This is a genomic window from Streptomyces rubrogriseus, assembly GCF_027947575.1.
In the GTDB taxonomy this organism is placed as follows: domain Bacteria; phylum Actinomycetota; class Actinomycetes; order Streptomycetales; family Streptomycetaceae; genus Streptomyces; species Streptomyces rubrogriseus.
This window is the reverse complement of sequence record NZ_CP116256.1, coordinates 3,681,275-3,695,861: the sequence shown is the minus strand read 5'-3', so window position 1 is coordinate 3,695,861 and position 14,587 is coordinate 3,681,275. Positions and strand designations below refer to the sequence as shown.

The 14,587-nt window shown below is 73.5% G+C and carries 10 protein-coding genes and 3 pseudogenes; 4 read left to right on the top strand and 9 right to left on the bottom strand.

What is annotated here, in order from left to right:
* Positions 1-10 precede the first annotated feature (10 nt).
* Positions 11-1,582, top strand: coding sequence for an MDR family MFS transporter (locus tag Sru02f_RS16935; protein ID WP_244941823.1), 1,572 nt, complete (start codon positions 11-13; stop codon positions 1,580-1,582).
* Positions 1,583-1,663: 81 nt separating this feature from the next.
* Here the strand turns inward: Sru02f_RS16935 and Sru02f_RS16930 are convergent, their stop codons facing one another.
* The 7 genes from Sru02f_RS16930 to Sru02f_RS16900 form a co-directional block, all read right to left on the bottom strand.
* Positions 1,664-2,668 (bottom strand): twin-arginine translocation signal domain-containing protein, encoded by a 1,005-nt coding sequence (locus tag Sru02f_RS16930; RefSeq protein WP_109030850.1) that lies wholly within the window; start codon positions 2,666-2,668, stop codon positions 1,664-1,666.
* Between the two features lie 40 nt (positions 2,669-2,708).
* Positions 2,709-3,989, bottom strand: coding sequence for a TRAP transporter large permease subunit (locus Sru02f_RS16925; RefSeq protein WP_109030849.1), 1,281 nt, complete (start codon positions 3,987-3,989; stop codon positions 2,709-2,711).
* A 3-nt stretch (positions 3,990-3,992) separates the two neighbouring features.
* The gene (locus tag Sru02f_RS16920; protein ID WP_109030848.1) at positions 3,993-4,625 is read right to left on the bottom strand and encodes a hypothetical protein; all 633 of its coding nucleotides are present in this window, start codon (positions 4,623-4,625) and stop codon (positions 3,993-3,995) included.
* Positions 4,622-6,751 (bottom strand): hydantoinase/oxoprolinase family protein, encoded by a 2,130-nt coding sequence (locus Sru02f_RS16915; protein ID WP_109030847.1) that lies wholly within the window; start codon positions 6,749-6,751, stop codon positions 4,622-4,624. Before Sru02f_RS16915 ends, Sru02f_RS16920 begins: the two co-directional genes overlap by 4 nt.
* Before the next feature lie 99 nt (positions 6,752-6,850).
* On the bottom strand, positions 6,851-8,449 hold the full coding sequence (locus Sru02f_RS16910) for an FAD-dependent oxidoreductase (protein ID WP_109030846.1): 1,599 nt from the start codon (positions 8,447-8,449) through the stop codon (positions 6,851-6,853).
* Between the two features lie 47 nt (positions 8,450-8,496).
* Positions 8,497-9,654: a LacI family DNA-binding transcriptional regulator gene (locus Sru02f_RS16905; RefSeq protein ID WP_244941769.1), complete on the bottom strand. Its 1,158-nt coding sequence runs from the start codon at positions 9,652-9,654 to the stop codon at positions 8,497-8,499.
* A 117-nt stretch (positions 9,655-9,771) separates the two neighbouring features.
* Positions 9,772-10,305 (bottom strand): GNAT family N-acetyltransferase, encoded by a 534-nt coding sequence (locus tag Sru02f_RS16900; RefSeq protein WP_109030844.1) that lies wholly within the window; start codon positions 10,303-10,305, stop codon positions 9,772-9,774.
* A 328-nt stretch (positions 10,306-10,633) separates the two neighbouring features.
* Here Sru02f_RS16900 and Sru02f_RS16895 point away from each other — a divergent pair, with 328 nt between their 5' ends.
* A complete protein-coding gene (locus Sru02f_RS16895) occupies positions 10,634-11,218 on the top strand; it encodes a sigma-70 family RNA polymerase sigma factor (protein ID WP_109030842.1) in 585 nt (194 codons plus the stop codon).
* On the top strand, positions 11,218-11,970 hold the full coding sequence (locus tag Sru02f_RS16890) for an anti-sigma factor (RefSeq protein ID WP_109030841.1): 753 nt from the start codon (positions 11,218-11,220) through the stop codon (positions 11,968-11,970). Before Sru02f_RS16895 ends, Sru02f_RS16890 begins: the two co-directional genes overlap by 1 nt.
* A gap of 40 nt (positions 11,971-12,010) precedes the next feature.
* On the opposite strand, the pseudogene Sru02f_RS16885 reads toward Sru02f_RS16890, so the two are convergent.
* Positions 12,011-12,655 (bottom strand): annotated as a pseudogene (locus tag Sru02f_RS16885) (DUF1295 domain-containing protein); the annotation flags it as partial.
* 2 nt (positions 12,656-12,657) lie between these two features.
* A pseudogene (locus Sru02f_RS16880) lies at positions 12,658-13,539 on the bottom strand (NAD(P)/FAD-dependent oxidoreductase); the annotation flags it as partial.
* 173 nt (positions 13,540-13,712) lie between these two features.
* Here Sru02f_RS16880 and Sru02f_RS16875 point away from each other — a divergent pair.
* Positions 13,713-14,473, top strand: a pseudogene (locus Sru02f_RS16875) (alpha/beta hydrolase).
* The last annotated feature ends 114 nt before the right edge of the window (positions 14,474-14,587 follow it).

Below are 14,587 nucleotides of genomic sequence, written 5' to 3'. Positions count from 1 at the left end.
TCCCACCTCGATGACCCACCGGCAGATACTCCAGGCCATGTCGGGCCTGATGGCCGGCATGTTCGTCGCGATCCTGGCCGGCACCGTCGTGGCCAACGCGCTGCCCACGATCATCGCCGACCTGGGCGCCAGCCAGTCGTCGTACACGTGGGTCGTCACCTCCGAGCTGCTCGCGATGACCGCGACGGTGCCCCTGTGGGGCAAGCTGTCCGACCTCTTCAACAAGAAGCTGCTGCTCCAGCTGTCGCTGAGCATGTTCGTGGTCGGCTCGCTGCTGGCCGGCTTCTCGCACGGGGTCGGGCTGCTGATCTTCAGCCGGGTCGTGCAGGGCATCGGCGCGGGCGGTCTGACCGCGCTCGCGCAGGTCGTGATGGCCTCCGTCATCCCGCCCCGCCAGCTGGGCAAGTACGCCGGCATCTTCGGTGCCGTCTTCGCCGTGGGCACCGTGGCCGGACCGCTGGTCGGCGGTGTCCTGGTGGACACCTCGTGGCTGGGCTGGCGCTGGTGCTTCTTCATCGGCGTGCCGTTCGCGCTGCTCGCCATCGCCCTGCTCCAGCGCACCCTGCGACTGCCCACGGTCAAGCGCGAGGTGCGCATCGACTGGCTCGGCGCCTTCCTGATCGTCGCCGGTGTCTGCGCCCTGCTCATCTGGGTGTCGCTGGCCGGCAACGAGTTCGACTGGGCGTCCTGGCAGACCGGTGTCCTCACGGGCGGCGGCGTACTGCTGCTGGTCGCGGCGGTGTTCGTCGAGGCCCGCACCGCCGAGCCGGTCATCCCGCTCGGCATCTTCAGGAACCGCACGGTCACCCTGACCACCGTCGCCAGCCTCCTGGTCGGTGTCGCCATGTTCGGCGGGACCGTCTTCCTCTCGCAGTACTTCCAGATCTCCCTGGGCAAGTCGCCGACCGTCGCGGGTCTGATGAGCCTGCCCATGATCCTCGGCCTGCTGGTGTCCTCCACCGTCGCCGGACAGGTGATCAGCCGGACCGGCAAGTGGAAGCGGTACCTGGTCGCGGGCGCGTTCATCATGGCCGTCGGCCTCGCCCTGCTGGCCACGATCGACGCGAAGACCAACTTCGGCCTGCTCAGCCTCTACATGGCGATCCTGGGTGTCGGCGTCGGCATGCTGATGCAGAACCTGGTGCTGGCCGCCCAGAACGACGTGCCCGCCGCCGACCTGGGCGCCGCGACCTCCGTGCTGTCGTTCTTCCGCAGCATGGGCGGCACCATCGGCGTCAGCGTCCTCGGCGCGATCCTCGCCAACCGGGTCGCCGACGAGACGGCCAAGGGACTCGGCGACGCCGGTATCACCGCCCCCGGTGGCGGTGGCTCCGGCGAGGGCAGCGTCCCGGACATGTCCACGCTGCCCGGCCCGCTGCGGACGATCATCGAGCACGCCTACGCCGTCGCCACGGCCGACCTGTTCCTCGTCGCCACGCCGTTCGCGGTGCTCGCGCTGGTCGCCGTCGTGTTCATCAAGGAGAAGCCGCTGAAGACCACCAGCGGCATGGAGCGCCTGGCCGAGGAGTCCGGCGAGGGCCCCGCCGCGCCGACCGAAAAGGACCCGGCGCCCGTCGCCTGAGGCACCCGGCGGGAAGACAGCGGGGCCGTACGTCCGATCCGGACGTACGGCCCCGCTGCCGTGTGCGGCGGCGTACCGGGGTCAGCCGCGGGCCATCGCGATCGAACCGGCCAGCCGCTCCCCCGCCTCGTAGATCATGTACGGGACGCCGCGGTCGGTGCCGAAGGACGGGGAGGCCGCGCGGCCGTTCTCCGGTGCCGAGGAGCGGGAGTTGTAGAAGACCCCGAGGTGGTCGCGTCGGGAGAAGTCGTTGCCGACCTCGGTGATCATCAGGTCGCCGCCGCTCTCCTTGTCCTTGTTGTAGACGACGTACGTGCTGTTGTTCCGGTGCAGCAGGTGCGGGCCGCCGACGTTGACCGCGCCGACGTCGCCGTGGCGCACCAGGGGCTCCTGGGCGAACGTCCAGGTGCGGCCGTCGGCGGACCAGCCCCAGCCGATGTCACGGTGGTTGGTGGTGTTGTTGACCATGAAGACCATGACGTAGTGCGCGCCGCGCGAGGTCAGTTCGTGCGGGAAGACCCGCGCGTAGGAGGTCTCGGTGGTGCCGGACGGCAGCATCGAGGTGTTCAGCACGACCTTGTCGTAGGTGAAGTGGATGCCGTCGGTGGAGCGGGCGAGCCTGGTCGTGGTGTTCTCGCCGTGGAAGTACAGCCACATCTCCTTCCGCCCGGCGTGCCACATCACGTGCGGCGAGGAGACGTGGCTGACGGAGTAGTGCGGCGACCACTTGTTGGAGACGATCGGGTTGTCCGGGTACTCCGTGAAGGGGCCCTCCAGCGAGTCGCCGTAGGCCAGGCAGATGCCGCCCGGGGCGTCGTGCGGGGCGTAGTAGAGGTAGTAGCGGCCCAGCCGGCCGCTCGCGGGCAGCCGGTCGTAGACGCCTCGGACGGTCGGGAAGATGATCTCGCCGGTGGGGTTGTAGGCGAGCTTGGACGGCGTCAGCAGGGTGCGGACGTAGGTGTACTCGGGGAAGCCGCCGGGTGCGGCGGAGGCGGTGGGCACGGCGGTGGCGCCCAGAGCGAGGGCGGCGCCGGTGACGGCCGTGCCCTTCAGGAAGAGACGGCGGTCGAGGTGCGGCTCGTGCATGTCGACTCCTGGGTGAGGGGGTGTCACACGTACGGATGTGTCACAGGTACAGGGCGGCGGTGACGCACATGCCGCCGAGGGCGACCAGCCACACGTAGGGCAGGGTGCGGACCATGACCTGCTGCGGGCTGACGCCCGCGTACTGCGCGGCCCACACGGTCTGGGTGCTGGTCGGGTCGGCGACGCCGAAGACCTGGTTGTACGAGGTGGCCATGCCGAGGACGGCGACGGCCGGGTAGATGCCGGTGGCGATGAGGACGCCCGCGATGCCCGCGCCGAGCCCGAACACGTTGAGCGGGCCGCGGTACAGGCACAGCGGCACCAGCACGGTGAAGACGATGACGAACAGCACCGGGTTCTGCGGGCTGACCGCCTTCATCAGCGGCTCCAGCGCGTCCACCGCGCCGGGGAGTTTGACGGCGGCGAGCAGGATGCCGATCGCCACGAACAGGGCGAGCGGCGGCGCGGCCACCTCGAAGCCGCCGTACAGGGTGCGCAGCAGCCGCTTGTTCATCTCGCCGGGCCGGGTGGTGGTGACCAGCGCGTAGAGCACACCGGCCAGCATCGACGGGATGATGGCCACTTCCAGGCCGAGGGCCAGGACCAGCGGGATCACCGGGGCGAGCAGCGCGTACCAGGGGGCGTCGCCGAGGCGTTCGCGGCGCGGGGCCGGGCGCGCGGAGACCGACTTGAGGGACCAGGCGTGCTCGGTGCCGCGCCGCCGGTTCTCGATCACGACGTAGGCGACGGCGGCGACCAGGGCGAACGGGAAGAGCTTCACCATGAAGCCGCGGACGGTGTCGACCGGCAGGTCGAGCGCGGTGGAGAAGAACTGCCAGACCGGCAGTTCGAAGGGGACGCCGACCGCGATGCCCATCAGCACCGTGCCCGCGGCGGTCACCTTGGGCACGCCGACCGCGACCATCGCGGGGATGCCGATGATCCCGGCCAGCATCGCGGCCGGCGCCGATCCGGTGACGGTGCCGACGAGTGCGGAGACGGCGAGGACACCGAGGGCCACGACGGTGGGCCGGTCGCCGCCGAACTCGACGATCTTGCGGACGAGGGTGCCGGCGATGCCGGTCTCGTCGAGCAGCTTGCCGAGCCAGGAGCCGAGGATGATGGCGACCATCGTCGCCGCGAGCGCCGGGGCGCCCTCCTGGAGCACCGTGTCCAGGACGCTGTTCTTGCCCGTCAGGGGCGCGCCGGAGAGGAAGGCGATGACCACGGCCAGCAGCACCAGCGCGAAGGCGGTGGGGAGCTTGCGGGTGAGCATCGCGGCGACGCCGGCCGCCATGACGAGGAGGATGACGACACCCATGGGTCAGTTCTCTCTTCTTGCGTCACGTGCGGGTGGTGGGTTGCTCCCGTTCGCGGAGCCGGACCGGGCCTCGGCCTCGGCGGCCAGGGCGGCGGTCAGCAGCAGGGGGCTGCGGCCGAGTCCGCAGACGGTGCGGGCGTAGGCGTGCGCGGCCACCTCCTCGGCCCCGGCGACGTGGCCGGAAACGCGCAGCCGGCCCAGGCGCAGGGCGCTGTGGCCCAGGGCGCGCTTCAGTGCGGCCTTGGCGGGGCCGTGGTGGAGGTGGACGTGCACCGCCTCGTGGGCGAGGGCGGCCGCCCGCACGGAGCCGGGCGGGTACCAGTCGCGCCAGCCGCGGGCGTCGACGACCCGTTCGGCGAGGTCGATGGTGTCGGTGTACAGCTCGACGGTGGGCGGTCTGGAGGTGTACCGGGCGAGCAGCCCGAGTTCCAGTCCGCCGTCGCGCTCCACGATCCGCGCCTCGCACGCGACGGGTGCGAGGGCGGAGCCGAACGCGTCGGCCGCCCGCGCCCACCGGCGCAGCAGCTCCGGGTCGCGGTGCTCGTGGGTCGGGGTGGCGGCCAGCAGCCGCACCGCCCACCCGATGTCGTCGGTGGCGGCGAGATCCGCCCGCGCGGGGGCGTCCTTGACGGTCATTCGCGCACCTCCAGTACGGCGACCACCGGTTCGTCGGCGGCGCGGGAGCGCAGTTCGCTGCGGGCGAGGGCGAGCAGCGGCTGCGGGTCCAGGACGCCGGAGAGGTCGGCGATCCGGGAGCCGAGCAGCAGCCGTACGGCGGGGGCACGGACGCCTCCGTCGCCGTAGGAGGTGTTCTCGGTGACCAGCTTGGCGAGTACCTCGGGGGCGGCGGCGACGGTGGTCGCCTCGACCCGGGCGTCCGGCGCGTGGTGCCGGACGACCCCATCGGCGTCGACCACCCGCACCGGGTGGCGGACGGGCCGGAAGCGTCGGTGGACCTCGGTGCCGTACACGGTGTGGGCCGGGGTGCCCGCGAGGACGTGCACCTTCGACGGGTCGGTCTTGAGGCTGGTGGCGGCCAGTCGCAGGCGTTCGGCGTCGTCGGCGCGGTGGGCCCGGTCCTGGGTGCGCAGTTCGGTGGCGCCGGTGGCGATGGCGCGTACGACGTTGGTCTGCGGGTCGACGGTGACCTCGACCTCGACGCCGTCAGCGGCGGCGCCCTGTTCGACCACGGCGCGCTCGGCCTCGGCGCGGACGGCGAGGATCTGCTCCTGGGTGGCGCCCGGCACGATCCGCTCGACCTGTTCGCGGACCAGCGCGAGGGCGACGCCGATGGGGCTGATGACCTCGCTGTGCTGCGCGATGCGGCCGGTCATGTCGGTGCGGGCGGCCAGGTGCGGGGTGACCGACGCCGCGCCGCCGCCCCCGCCGACCAGGACGGCGGTGTCCGTGTCCAGCCGGTACTCGCGTACGAGGTCGTCCACGACGGACTTCACCTGGTCGGTGCCCGCGTCCAGGAGCCGGGCGGCCGCGGTGTCCACGTCGGTGCCGAGGGCGGCGGCGAGCGGGGCCAGCGCGGCGCGGGCGGTGTCGGGGTCGGCGTGGGCGAAGTCGCCCTCGGGGACTCGGCCGAGCGCGTTGGCGGCGCAGGTCATGGTGAGGGCGAACCGGCCGCCGGCCGCGTCCAGGACGGCGTAGTCGGCGGGGTCGCCGGGCAGCGGACTGATGGTGGTCAGCTTCGCGTCCCGCAGGTCGGCCGGGTCGGCGTAACAGGCGTACGGCAGCCCGGCGATGTGCGCGCTGCGCGGTCCGGTGCCGGTGACCCGGCCGCCGGAGACCCGGACCATGGAGCCGCCGCCGACGCCGACGGTGCGGACGTCCAGGGCGTTGAGGTAGGAGGTCCGGCCGAGCAGCACGGCGTGCCGTACCGCGACCTTGCCGCGCTTGACGACGCTGATGTCGGTCGAGGTGCCGCCGGTCTCCAGGAACACGCCCTCGCTGACGCGTTCCTGCATGAGCGCGCCGGCCACCCCGGCGGCCGGCCCGGACAGCACGGTCAGCAGGGGCCTGCGCCGCATCTCGTCCAGGGACATCACTCCCCCGTCGCAGCGCATCACCATCAGCGGGGCGGTGACGCCCGCCTTGGTGATGGAGGCGTCGACGAGGTCGGCGGTGGCCAGCATGCGCGGCAGGATCGCCGCGTTGACGACGGCGGTGCGGGTGCGCTTGCGCAGCCCGTACAGGGAGGTGATCTCGTGCGCGGCTGTGGTCGGCAGCCCGGTGGCGCGGGCCGCGTCGGCGACCGCCTCCTCGCCCTCGGGCCGGTCGACGCCGAAGGGCTCGCTGGCGACCAGGGCCTGGGCGCCCGCCGCCGTGAGCTGTTCGACGGCGGCCCGTACGGCGGGGGCGTCCTCGGGGTCGGACACGTGCGCGTAGTGCAGCGGGAGCCGTTTGCCGGGGGTGAGTTCGAGCTTGGCGAGGGTGGCGAGCCGGCGGGTGAAGTACGTCCCACCACCGGTGCCGATGCCGAGCAGGCCGACGGTGGCGACGTCACCCTCCAGCAGGGCGTTGGTAGCCTGGGTCGTGCCGTGTGCCAGGAAGGCCACGTCGGCGGGTGCGTGTCCGGTCTGTGTCAGCAGCCGGTCGAGCGCTTCGACGATGCCGTGTGCGACACCGTCCTCGTGATGGTGGCTCGTGGGGACCTTCACCTGGCCCACGAGCCGGAGCGTCGTGGCGTCGACCGCCACGGCGTCGGTGAAGGTTCCGCCCACGTCGATGCCGACGCGGATGCGGTGGGTGGTCATGTCCGGGCACCTCCTTGTGCTGGGTCGGTCCACGCGCGGGCGGTCACCGGGCGGGGCAGGTGGTGCTGCCCCGCCCGAACTCGCGCCGCGCGGGGTCGTTCAGTAGCCCCTGACGTCGGGCCAGTGACGCTGTACGCCGTCGTGGTCGAGCACCCTGGCGAACTCCTCGAACCGCTTGTCCTCGGCCTGCACCTGGTGCGGCTCGACGTCCTCGGCGAGGCAGTGGGCGGCGAGGGCTCCGGCGACCTCGCCGACGTTCCACTCCACCGGGTGCAGGCGGTAGCAGCCGTTGGTGATGTGGGTGGTGCCCAGGTTCTTGCCGGCCGGCAGCAGGTTGCGCACCCGGCGCGGCACGAGCGCGCCGAGCGGTATCTCGAAGGGGACGGAGCCGATGTCGACGTAGCCGTCGCCGCCGGTGGAGGGGTGCAGGTCGATGCGGTAGTTGCCGACGCCCACGGAGTCGCGGTGGCGGGTGCGGCCGTAGGGCCCGAGCAGGTCGATGGAGACGTCGTGCTCGGTGACGGTGGTGACGGCCTTGATCCGGCGCGACTCGCGGACGTAGGCCGCCTTGGCGAGGCCGTCGGCGGTGCCCGTCACGTCGGGGCGCGGGCGCAGTCCGGGGAAGCCGGTGCCGCCGTCGGTGCGGGGCGCCTCGGTCTGCAGCCAGTACAGCACCGACAGGGACAACTGCCGTGCCTCGCGCAGGGCTTCGGCCTCCTGACCGATGTAGGGCTTGAGCCAGTAGTCGTTGAGCGGCCAGTTGACGAGGGTGATGTCGGAGTCGAAGGCGCCGTCGGTGTGCAGCTTGCGGGCGAGGATGCGGCGGAAGCCCCACAGTTCCTTGTCGCCCGCGTCCGCGCTCTGGTCGGCGCTGACGGCCAGCGGGTCGAGGTCGGGGTTGGGTTCGAAGGTGCGCGGCACCGGTTCCAGGGTGCGCGGGTCGGGGGCCTCGAAGCCGAGCAGCGGTCCCGGCCAGAAGTCGGGCTTGTAGTCGCGCCAGAAGTCGTAGTCGGCGGGACGGTCGATGGTGTGGTCCTCGCCCTCGTGGTGGGAGAGGGCGAAGCAGACGGTGATGCCCTGCTGGTTGCCCGGCTGGGCCTGGTCGGGGGCGTGCGGTTCGTCGAACTCGGCCCGCGACTCGGCGCCGTTGACGTGCTCGACGCCGGCCAGGTGCAGCAGTTCGCCGGTCTCGGTGGCGTCCAGGACGTAGCGGGCGGGGACGGTGCGGCGGGTGCCGTAGCGGAGGTCCTCCAGGGTGACGGCCCGTACGACATCGTTGTCGGTCTCGGCGGCCACCGGACGGTGCTCGGTGAGGACGGTGAGGCGTCCGGCCGCCCGGTGCGGGGCGAGCATGCCCTCCAGGACGGCGAGGGCGACGCGCGGCTCGTGGCAGAGCTTGCTGACCCGGCCGGCGCCGGGGTTGAGGTCGGTGAGGGCGGCGGCCTCGGCGCGCAGCGGGTACCACTGGCGGTAGTACTGCCGGATGCCCTCGCGCAGTCGTCGGTAGGTGGCGGTGGTGCCGAACTGTTCGACCCACGGGTGCTCGTCGGGCGGCACGGCCTGGCTGGTGAGCTGGCCGCCGATCCAGTCCGTCTCCTCGGTCAGGACGACACTGCGGCCGGCCCGGCAGGCTGCGAGGGCCGCGGCGACGCCGCCGAGGCCGCCGCCGACGACGAGGATGTCGGGTTCCGGTATCACGCTGCTGCTCCTTGGGTGGTGCGGTCGGTTCTGTGGGTGGGGTGGGTTCAGGGGACGGCCGGTGGGCCGGCGGTCGCGCCCGCCCTGAAGGCGCAGGCGACGAGGGTGCCCTCGGCGGGACCGCCCGCGATGCGGGTGGCGAGCAGCCGTACGGCCTCCGCGCCGAGCGCCGGGCGCGGGATGTCGAAACCCATCGGCTCCGGTCCGTCGGCGAGGTCGGCGGGCGGGCTGCCGAGCAGCGCGAGCGACACCTGGCCGGGGCAGTCGAGGCCCGCCGCGTCGACGGCGGCGCGCAGCGCCCGCCAGGCGGCGCCGGTGTCGGTCTCCTCGGCGACGAAGGCGGTGACGCCGTCGGCCACCCAGGCTCGGACCCGGTCGGCGGTGAGGTCGCCGCGCGGGTCGCCGGAGCGGAAGAGGGCTTCGGGTCCGGCGGGCAGACCACTCGCCGCGAGCCCCTCCAGGAAGCCGCGTTCACGGTCGGTGGAGGCGGGCGCGTCGTCGTCCTCGCGGACGAGGAGCACGCGCCGGTGACCGAGCCCGGCGAGCGCGGTGACGACCTCGCGGCTGGCGCTGACGTAGTCGGCGCCCACCCAGGCGAGGCCCTCCGGCTCGTCGCGCCGGCCGACGTGGACGACGGGGAAGTCGTCGGCGACCAGTCGGCGCAGCTCGTCCGAGGGGGCGTGGCGGCCCAGGAAGAGGCAGCCGTCCGCCAGCCGTACGCGGTTGAGGGCGCCCGCACCGCCGGCGCCCGCTCCCCCGGTGCTCGAACCGGTGAACAGCACCAGGTCGTAGCCCTGCGCCGCGGCTTCCTGCTCCACGCCGACGAGGAACGGGTAGTACGAGTGCCGGACGTCGGTCGGGAACGTCGCGGTGAAGCTGAAGACGCCGAGCAGGTTGTTGCGGGCGGCGGCGAGCCGGCTGGCCGCCGGGTCGGGGACGTAGCCGAGGCTGTGGGCGGCGTCCAGGACCTTGGCCCGGGTCTCCGCCGAGATCGGCCGGCCCGTGGCGAGGTCGCGCCCGGACAGCACCAGGGACACCGTCGCCTGCGAGACGCCGGCGAGCCTGGCCACCTCGGCCTGCCTCGGCCGGGCCCGCCGACCGGGCGGCGCGGGGGCCCTCCCCGGCCTCGCCCGCCCTGCGGCTTCCTTCGCCACCACCGCTCCTCTCCTTGCTCCGTCGCTCTGTCGGGAGCTGTTAATGCGCATTACCTAATGCGCATTAACGAGTAATGTGAAGGACCGCGGGCGTCGGGTCAAGGGGTTGCGTCGAGGAAATGCCGGGTGGCGGCGGAAGAGGCTCCCGCCGCCACCCGGCGTGACGGATCAGATGCCGAACGGGGCCGCGTACCGGACGGTTCCGGCGGGCAGCGGGTGGGCGGCGTCCAGGGTGAGGGCCATCAGGGCCTCGTCCGGGACGTCGATGCTCAGCCGGATGCCGTGGGCGGAGGCCCTGCCGAAGCCGAAGCGGGGGTAGTACTCCGGGTGTCCGAGGACGACGACGTGGTGCTCGCCGAGGCGCCCGGCAGCCACGAGCGCGGCCCGGACCGCGGCCGCGCCGGCACCGCTGTTCTGGTGCTCGGGCCGGACCGCGACGGGCGCCAGGCACAGTGCCGGACTGTCCCCGATGTGGCAGCGGGTCATCAGGGCGTGCCCCACGGGCCGGTCGGTGCCGTCCACCGCGACGAGGGACAGACCCACGATCCACGCCCCGGCGTCGGCGCGCAGCGCGTCGACGAGGGCGGCTTCCTCCGCTGTGGGGAAGGCGGCCCGGACGATGTCACGGATGACGGGGACGTCGGCGCCGGTCTCGGCGCGGGTGTTCCAGGAAGAACCGGAAGAAGAACTGGAAGAGGACATGGCGGAATGAGAATCCGTTTCTCGGGTTGCGTTCGTGGGAGGCGGGGTCAGGCCGCCGCTCGGGACGCGAGGGAGACCACGAGGGACATCCGGGCATCGCGAAGGACGGCGTCGAGCACGGTCATCAACCTCACCTCCCTGTCTTCCCGCTCCTGTGGAGCACGATCGAACGCGAACGCGGCCACTGTACCCCTGTGGCCCGTGGGAGGGTGTGCTTTTGACGAGATCACCGCGACTTCGCGCGGCCCGCGACCAATCCGCAGGCCGCGCGGCTCCGGATTACGCGGGGACATCCCCCGCCCGTCGCGCATTCTTTGGAGCAACCGTCGTGAAGGAAGCCGTACACATCGGCAGAAATCCATCGTCCCAGCCCGATCTGCAGCAGTTGATCCGGGAGGTTGCCCTGGGCGATGAGGACTCCTTCGCCGCCGTGTACGACGCGGTGGCGGGGTCCGTGCTGGGGGTCGTCCGGGCGGTGCTGCGCGACCAGGCGCAGTCGGAGGAGGTCGCGCAGGAGGTGCTGGTGGAGGTGTGGCGCACGGCGCCCCGCTACCGTCCGGAGCGCGGCACGGTGATCAACTGGGTCCTGACCCTGGCCCACCGGCGGGCCGTGGACCGGGTGCGGTCGGTGGAGGCCGCCGCGGCCCGTGACCACAGGGCGGCGCTGCTCGACCGGACACCCGAGTACGACGAGGTGACCGAGCAGGTGGAGTCCCGTCTGGAGCGGGAGCAGGTGCGGCGCTGTCTGCGCACCCTGACCGACATCCAGCGCCAGTCCGTGACCCTCGCCTACTACCGCGGCCTGACCTACCGGCAGGTGGCCGAGGCGCTCGCGCTGCCGCTCGGCACGGTCAAGACGCGGCTGCGCGACGGTCTCATCCGGCTCCGTGACTGCCTGGGGGTGAGCGCGTGATGCGCACCGAGGACCTGCACAGCCTGACGGGCGCCTACGCCCTGCACGCGCTGCCCGACTACGAGCGGGCGGCCTTCGAACGCCATCTGGCGGGCTGCGCCACCTGCGAGCAGGAGGCCCTGGAGTTCGCCGCCGCGACGGCCCGGCTGGGGCTGGCCGCGACGGTCGCCCCCGCTCCCGCGCTCAGGGACCGGGTGCTGCACCGCGTCACCACGGTGCGCCAGGTCCCGCCGGGCGGTGGCACGGCGGAGAAGGCACGCCGCGTCGCGTCCCGGGGACGCGGCCTGGCCAGGTGGGCGCTGGCGGCCTGCGTGGCAGCCGCGGCGGGGCTCGGCGGCACGGCGGTGTGGCAGTACGAGCGGGCCCAGGACGCCGGGCAGCGGGCCGCGCAGGCCGAGCGGCGGGCCGAGACCCTCGCCGGGGTGCTGACCGCGCCGGACGCCGAGTCCCGCACGGCGCGGCTGGCGGACGGGGCGAGCGGCACGCTGGTCGTCTCCGAACGCCAGGACCGGGCGGTCTTCCTGGCCTCCGGCATGGCCGAGCCGCCGCGGGGCAAGGTGTACCAGCTCTGGTTCGACGACCACGGCACGATGCGCTCGGCGGGCCTGATGGATCCCGGCAGCACCAGTCAGGCGGTGCTGATGGACGGCGCCGTCGACGGTGCGGCGGGTGTGGGCATCACGGTCGAGCCGGCCGGCGGTTCGAAGCAGCCGACCTCCGACCCGATCGCGCTGCTGGGCATGCCGGCCTGACGGGGTGGGGGCCGCGGCCCCCACCCCCGCCGGCCGAGCCCTACGCGGACCGGGACCGGCGCGGCGGCCGTGGGAAGAAGCCACTGGTGCGCGCCGCGTACTCGGCCCAACCCGGCCGGTCCGCCATGTGCCGCTCGAGCAGCCGCTTCCCGCTGCCGCCGATCAGCAGGAAGCTCATCACCAGCGGGGAGACGACGGACACCGCGGCGGCCGCGGGGCCCGCGTCGCAGGCGATCAGGAACAGGCCCCACCAGACGCAGAAGTCGCCGAAGTAGTTGGGGTGCCGGGTCCAGCTCCACCGTCCGCGGTCCATGACGCGACCCCGGTGGGCGGGGTCGGCCTTGAACCGGGCCAACTGGGCGTCCCCCACGGCCTCGAAGGCCAGCCCGACCGTCCACACGACCGCTCCGGCCCAGGCCAGGACCGACGGGGGCCCCGGCCCGTACGAGGCGGCCTGCACCGGCAGCGACACCAGCCACACCAGGGCGCCCTGGAGCAGGTAGACCATGCGCAGGGCGTAGAGGTTCCGGTTGCCGCGGGCCTTGGCCAGCATCGCGTCGTAGCGCGGGTCCTCGCCGTGGCCCCGGCCGCGCCGGGCGATGTGCGCGGCCAGCCGCAGACCCCATACGCCGGTCAGGGCCGCCACCAGCGTCCGGCGTCCGGGGTCGCCCTGCCCGGCCGCCGCTACCGGAAGGCGCCGAGGACCTCCTTCTCGCCGGGCGTCGGATCGGCGAGCAGTTCCAGTGCCTGGTCGGGGTGGACGGCGATCACCAGGTGGTCGTAGGTGTCGGTGGTGCCGTCGGCGGCGGTGACGTCCACGCCGTCCGCGTGCCGGGTCACCGTGCGGACCGGGGTGGCGGTGCGCACGTCGGGCAGCCGCTCGGCGATCCGGTCGACGTAGGAGCGGGAGCCGCCGGTGACCGTGCGCAAGACCGGGGAGCCGCCGACGGCGAGCATGCCGTGGTGGTGCAGGAAGCGGAACAGGTGGGCGGCCGGGTAGCGCAGGGCCGTGGCGGCGTCGCAGGACCAGGCGGCGGAGACGACGGGCGTCATGAAGTGGGCGCGGAATTACGGCGAGAAGCCCTCGCGGTCCAGGAACCCGCCGAGTGTCAGGGCCCGGTCGGCGTCCTCGGTGAGCAACCTGCGGGCGGCGCGGTGAAACCGCGGCACCTGGGCGAGCATGCGCAGGTAGGGACCGTGCAGGGCGTTGCGCGGGCGGGCGAGCAGTCCGGCGGGGCCGCGAGCACCGGCGTACTCCATGCCGCAGCCCTCGCACCGTACCGACACGCTCATCTCCGACTCCTGGGTGGCGACCCCGAGTTCGTCGAAGAGGCGCAACAGGTTCGGGTAAGTGCGGTGGTTGTGCACGATGAAGCCCGAGTCGACCCGGTGGACACGGCCGTCGGGCGCCGTCAGGTCGTGGGTGTGGGCGTGCCCGCCGAGGCGGTCGTCGGCCTCGTAGAGGGTGACGCGGTGTTGGCGGCCCAGTACGTACGCGGCGGTCAGTCCCGCCACTCCACTGCCGACGACGGCCGTGCGACGTGCTCCCTCGCCTGACGCTCGCGGCATTTCGCTGTACCTCCACCCCACTGTGATCGACACTTGCGTGGGTAATCCGGAGCCGTGGGGTGGGCGGATTGGACGGCGTCGAGGACCGTTTCGGCGACCGCCGGTCCCGGGGCGGCACGGCAACGGATCACAGGTTGCGGGGAGATGAAGGAAGCGGAAGGGAAGGGGCCGGCATGGGCGCGGAGGACGATCCGTCGAGGGCAGGGGCACTGCGGGTGAGGCGCCGGCCGCCCCGGACGCGCGCGGCCGTGCTGGTGCTGCACGGCGGCCGGGCGGAGAGCCGCAGCGCGGCGCGCCCCTGGCAGCTCGCGGCGCTGCGGATGCACCCGTTCCTGCGGGCGCTGGAGGCGGCCACCGGCCGCGACGACGTCCTCCTCGGCCAGGTCCGCTACCGCAACCGAGGCTGGAACGGCGCCGCCGAGGACCCCCTGCGGGACGCCCGGCGGGCCCTCGCCGAGCTGCACGGCCTCGTCGGCGACGTGCCGGTGGTGCTGCTCGGTCACTCCATGGGCGGCCGGGCGGCCCTGCGCGCGGCGGACGCCGGCCCGGTACGCGGCGTGGTGGCGCTCGCGCCCTGGTGCCCGCCGGGGAGCCCGTCGCCCAGCTCCGGGACCGGGCCCTTCTCGTGCTGCACGGCGGCCGGGACCGCGTCACCGATCCCGGCGAGTCGGCCGCCTACGTCGCCCGGGCCCGGGCCGCCGGGGCCCGGGCGGGCATGCTGCTGCTGGAGAACGGCGACCACGCCATGCTGCGTCACCGCGCCCGCTGGCACCGCACCGCGACCGCGGCGGTGGCCCACCTGCTCGCCCCGGAAGCGGCGCCCTGCGAGCTGTTCGCCCGGGCCCTCTCGGCGGACGGGCCGACGGTGCTGCGGTCGGCGCCGCCCGCCTCGTCCGACGCGGCACGCGGGCCGGTGCGGGAGCCCGGCTGCTAGGCTGGTGGCGACGTTGATCGCGCAGCGAGGGAGTCGCGGACATGGTGGGTGACGACGACATCTCCGGGTGAGACCCGGTTCCGGTAGGCCGCAGCGGGCGTGTTCGAGCGCCGT

Bases quoted from the DNA above. Each gene is read 5' to 3' on its own strand.
- Sru02f_RS16915 (WP_109030847.1), bottom strand. From the start codon at position 6,751: ATGACCACCCACCGCATCCGCGTCGGCATCGACGTGGGCGGAACCTTC.
- Sru02f_RS16900 (WP_109030844.1), bottom strand. From the start codon at position 10,305: ATGTCCTCTTCCAGTTCTTCTTCCGGTTCTTCCTGGAACACCCGCGCC.
- Sru02f_RS16890 (WP_109030841.1), top strand. From the start codon at position 11,218: ATGCGCACCGAGGACCTGCACAGCCTGACGGGCGCCTACGCCCTGCAC.
- Sru02f_RS16935 (WP_244941823.1), top strand. From the start codon at position 11: ATGACCCACCGGCAGATACTCCAGGCCATGTCGGGCCTGATGGCCGGC.
- Sru02f_RS16920 (WP_109030848.1), bottom strand. From the start codon at position 4,625: ATGACCGTCAAGGACGCCCCCGCGCGGGCGGATCTCGCCGCCACCGAC.
- Sru02f_RS16905 (WP_244941769.1), bottom strand. From the start codon at position 9,654: ATGCGCATTAACAGCTCCCGACAGAGCGACGGAGCAAGGAGAGGAGCG.
- Sru02f_RS16925 (WP_109030849.1), bottom strand. From the start codon at position 3,989: ATGGGTGTCGTCATCCTCCTCGTCATGGCGGCCGGCGTCGCCGCGATG.
- Sru02f_RS16930 (WP_109030850.1), bottom strand. From the start codon at position 2,668: ATGCACGAGCCGCACCTCGACCGCCGTCTCTTCCTGAAGGGCACGGCC.